The sequence below is a fragment of the Kitasatospora sp. NPDC091257 genome, assembly GCF_044757675.1.
Taxonomy (GTDB): Bacteria; Actinomycetota; Actinomycetes; order Streptomycetales; family Streptomycetaceae; genus Kitasatospora; species Kitasatospora lactacystinica.
Genome location: NZ_JBIVVI010000811.1, coordinates 1 through 4,239, shown reverse-complemented (window position 1 = coordinate 4,239; position 4,239 = coordinate 1). Strand labels below are relative to the sequence as shown.

Here is a 4,239-nt window from a genome sequence, read left to right as displayed (position 1 = left end):
CGGGCCGCCGCCCCGGGACTCGCGCCCCCGGGAGCCCGGGATAGCGTGGGGAGACCCCGTGATCACCGTCCTGAGGAGAGTCGATGAGCAGTCAGAACGACCCGGTGCGCGCGCTGTTGGCGGAGGCCTGGGTGTCCTGGGCGGAGCGGGGCGCGGCCCTGGCCGCCGAGGACTGGGAGCGGCCCACCCGGCTGCCCGGGTGGACCGTACGGGACTTGTACGCGCACGTGGCACCGGTGCCGGAGATGTTCACCGGGCTGCGCGCGGCCGTCCTGGACGGGCGGCCCGAGGTGGTGGACGGGGCCGGCATCCTGCGTGTCTACAACCGGCCCGGCGGCATCGCCCACACTGCCGCCGACCAGGTCGCCGAGGCGGCGAAGCAGGTCGCCCAGGTGGCCGAACCCGCCGTGCTGATCGCCCGGTTCGGCGTCGAGGGGCCGGCCGCGCTGGACGGCCTCGCGGACCTTCCGCCGGGCGCCGCGGTGGCGCACCCGCTGCTCGGCAGCGTGACGGTCGGCGCGCTCGGCGAGGTGGCGCTGATGGAGGCGACCGTCCACCTGCTCGACCTGATCGCGGCCGTCGGCGGCCCGCCGCCCGCCGAGGGGGCGCTGGACTTCACCCGTGCGCTGCTGGCGCGGGTCGCCGACCCGGTGGACTTCATCGAGGCGGCGACCGGCCGCGGCGCGGCGGCGGTGCTGCCGGTGGTCCGGTAGGGCTCCGGGCCGGTCGTTCGCCGAGGTGGTCCCCGGCGGGTCGGTCCCCCGAGGGGCCGGCCGCCGGGTGAGGCGTATGCGTCTCATGTCATGAGCCTTTCAAAGGCGCGGGTTTGCTGTCACTCTGCTGCTCCCGGCCCGATCCCCACGAGAGGCTCCGATGAAAAGACTCCTGCCTGCCCTGACCGGCGCCGCGCTGTTCGCGGCGACCGGCCTCGCGGCGCTCGCCACCCCCACCGTGGCGAGCGCCGCGGACTGCACACCCGCCCAGGTCGTGGCCAACGGCGGCTTCGAGTCCGGCAGTTCGCCCTGGACGGCGCCGAGCGGCGCGATCACCGCCGACAGCGGCCAGAGCGCGCACTCCGGCAGCTCCTACGCCTGGCTCGACGGCTACGGCTCCAGCCACACCGACACCCTCTCGCAGTCCGTCACCCTCCCCGCCGGGTGCGGCACCGCGACGCTCGGCTTCTGGCTGCACGTCGACACCGCCGAGACGACCGCCGGCACGGCCTACGACAAGCTGACCGTCAAACTCGGCTCCACCACGGTGGCCACGTACTCCAACCTGGACGCCCTGAGCGGGTACGTGCACAAGACCGTCGACGTCTCCGCCTTCGCCGGCCAGACCGCGACACTCGCCTTCACCGGCGTCGAGGACGCCAGCCTGCAGACCAGCTTCGTGCTGGACGACGTCACCCTGGACGTCTCCGGCGGCGGGACCACCCCCCAGCCCGGCGACCCGACCCGCACCCCGGCCGCGCCGGCGTACACCGTCGACCTCACCAGCGACGCCTCCGGTGGCAGTTGGACCGGGCACGAGAGCGTGACCTTCGGCAACGCCTCGCCCACCGCGCTGAACGAGGTGTACCTGCGGCTGTGGGACAACGCCCACGGCAGCTGCCCCAGCACCCCGATCACGGTCACCAACGTGACCGGCGGCACGCCCTCCCCGCTCACGGTGAACTGCACCGCGCTCAAGATCACCCTGCCGGCCCCGCTCGCCCAGGGCCAGAGCGGCACCGTCGGCTTCGACCTCGGCATCACCGTGCCGAGCGGCGCGGACCGCTTCGGCCACGACGGCGCGTACAACTTCCTCGGCAACGCCCTGCCCGTCCTGGCGATACGGGACGCGGCCGGCTGGCACCTCGACCCGTACACCAACAACGGCGAGTCCTTCTACTCGATGGCCTCGGACTTCACCGTCACCCTGGACCATCCGACCGGCCTGCTGGTCCCCGCGACCGGCACCTCGGTGGACACCCCCGGCACGACCGGCCGGACCGTCACCAAGGCGACCGCGAGCAAGGTGCGCGACTTCGCCTGGGGCGCCGGACCGTTCACCAGGATCTCCGGCACCTCGGCGGCCGGGGTGAAGGTCAACGTCTACTCGGTGGCGGGCATCAGCGCGGCCGACTCCAAGTCGATGCTCTCCACCGCGACCTCGGCGGTCGACGCCCACGCCCAGCGCTTCGGCGCCTACCCGTACGGCGAACTGGACGCGGTGATCGACAACAACTTCTGGTTCGGCGGCATGGAGTACCCGGGCTTCGTCCTCGACCTGGTCAGCACCACGGCGCTCACCCACGAGATCGGCCACCAGTGGTGGTACGGCATCGTGGGCGACGACGAGTACAACGCCCCCTGGCTGGACGAGGCCTTCACCGACTACGCCACCGACCTCGCCCTCGGCAAGACCGGCAACGGCTGCTGGAACAGCGTCTCCTGGGCCTCCTCGGCGGAGAAGATCACCAACTCGATGGCGTACTGGGACGCCAACTCCTCGCGCTACTCCACGGTCGTCTACGGCTACGGCAAGTGCGCCCTGCACGACCTGCGCCGGACGATCGGCGACACCGCGATGACCGCGCTGCTGCGGAACTACGCGCAGGCGCACTGGAACGGCGTCTCCACCACCGCGGAGTTCAAGGCCGCGGCCCAGGCCGCCACCACCGTGGACCTGACCTCCTTCTGGAGCCAGCACCGCATCGACGGCTGAGTCCGGGCAGCCCGTGGCGCCGCCTCCGGCTTCGGCCGGGGGCGGCGCCCGTCGGCGTCCTGTCGCGTTCCTGTTCGCGTCCACTTCGCGCCCCCCTGCGTCCCCTTGACGGTGCCGGGGGCCGGGAGGACGCTGTACGTGTACGACATAAGCGTGTGCCGTACACGGACAGTCGAAAGCACACGACCAAGAGTCGCGAGGCTCCCGGCGCTGACCCGACCGCTGGAGCGATCATGTCGACCAACCACTACGTGGCGCTGCCGGACAGCTCCCGCGTTCCGCTCGACGGAGCGCGGGTCATCGGACCGGCCGACCCACGGGCACCCCTGACCGTCACCGTCTACCTGCGGCGCGACCCCGACGCGCCCCCGCGGCCGGACCTGTACGAGCTGGCGCTCCAGCCGCCGACCCGCCGGACCGTCCCCACCGACGACGAGTACGCCGCCGTCCACCGCTGGCGCGACACCGACCTGAAGGCCGTCGAGACCTTCGCCGCCGAGCACCGCCTCGCCGTCTCCAACGAGAACCCGCTGGCCCGCAGCGTCCAGCTGACCGGCACCACCGGGGACGTCGCGGACGCCTTCCGGGTCACCCTGGCCCGCTACCGCTACCAGGACGCCCGCGACAACCCCCGCGTCTACCGCGGCCGCGAGGGCGCCGTCCACGTCCCCGAGGAGCTGAGCGGCGTCATCACCGGCGTGTTCGGCCTGGACGACCGGCCGATCGGCGCCAACCTGCTGATCCACCGGACGGACGTCAGCCTCCCGATCACGGCGAAGGCCGTACCGGCTCTGCCGACGGGCGTCTTCTTCCCGCACCAGCTCGCGAAGCCGTACACCTACCCGGCCGGTCTCGACGGCACCGGCCAGTGCATCGCCGTCCTCGCCTTCAACGGCGAGACGTCGCCCGGTGTGCCCTCCGGCGGCTACTCGTCGGACGCGTTGAGCACGTACTTCACCGCACTGGGGCTGCCCGTGCCGGACATCACCAACGTGGTGATCCAGAACGTCGGATCCCCCGGCAACGACCCGGGCCCGGGCGACGCCACCGCGGACCCGTTCGACAGCACCGACGAGATCATGCTCGACCTCGCGGTGGTCGGCTCCCTCGCACCCGGGGCGAAGATCGTCGTCTACTTCAGCAAGTTCACCGAACAGGGCTGGACCGATCTGATCAACCAGATCGCGACCGACACCGTCAACCGGCCCACGGTGATCTCCAGCAGCTACGGCAACACCGAGGACGGGGGCCCGCGTTGGACCCCCGCGGGCGTCGCCAACGTCGACGGCGTCTTCATCAACGCCGGCACCAAGGACATCAGCATCTGCTGCGCCTCGGGCGACGACGGCTCCCGGGACGTCCACTTCGGCGAGCGGGCCCACGCCGACTTCCCCGCGTCCAGCCCGCACGTGCTCGGCGTCGGCGGCACCCACCTGGTGGTCCAGGGCGGCGGGGTCGACAAGGAGATCGTCTGGGACGACGGACCGGGGGCGCGGACCGGGGGCGGCATCAGCAGGATGTTCCCGGTGC

The 4,239-nt window shown here is 72.3% G+C and carries 3 protein-coding genes; all 3 read left to right on the top strand.

Annotated elements, in window-relative coordinates; translation table 11 throughout:
* The first annotated feature begins 83 nt into the window (after window positions 1-83).
* The gene (locus ACIQOV_RS30030) at window positions 84-713 is read left to right on the top strand and encodes a maleylpyruvate isomerase N-terminal domain-containing protein (protein ID WP_401053733.1); all 630 of its coding nucleotides are present in this window, start codon (window positions 84-86) and stop codon (window positions 711-713) included.
* A 160-nt stretch (window positions 714-873) separates the two neighbouring features.
* Window positions 874-2,709, top strand: a complete 1,836-nt coding sequence (locus tag ACIQOV_RS30025; RefSeq protein ID WP_401053731.1) for a M1 family aminopeptidase — start codon at window positions 874-876, stop codon at window positions 2,707-2,709.
* A 233-nt stretch (window positions 2,710-2,942) separates the two neighbouring features.
* The coding region (locus ACIQOV_RS30020; protein ID WP_401053730.1) for a protease pro-enzyme activation domain-containing protein at window positions 2,943-4,239 on the top strand (1,297 nt) is incomplete at its 3' end.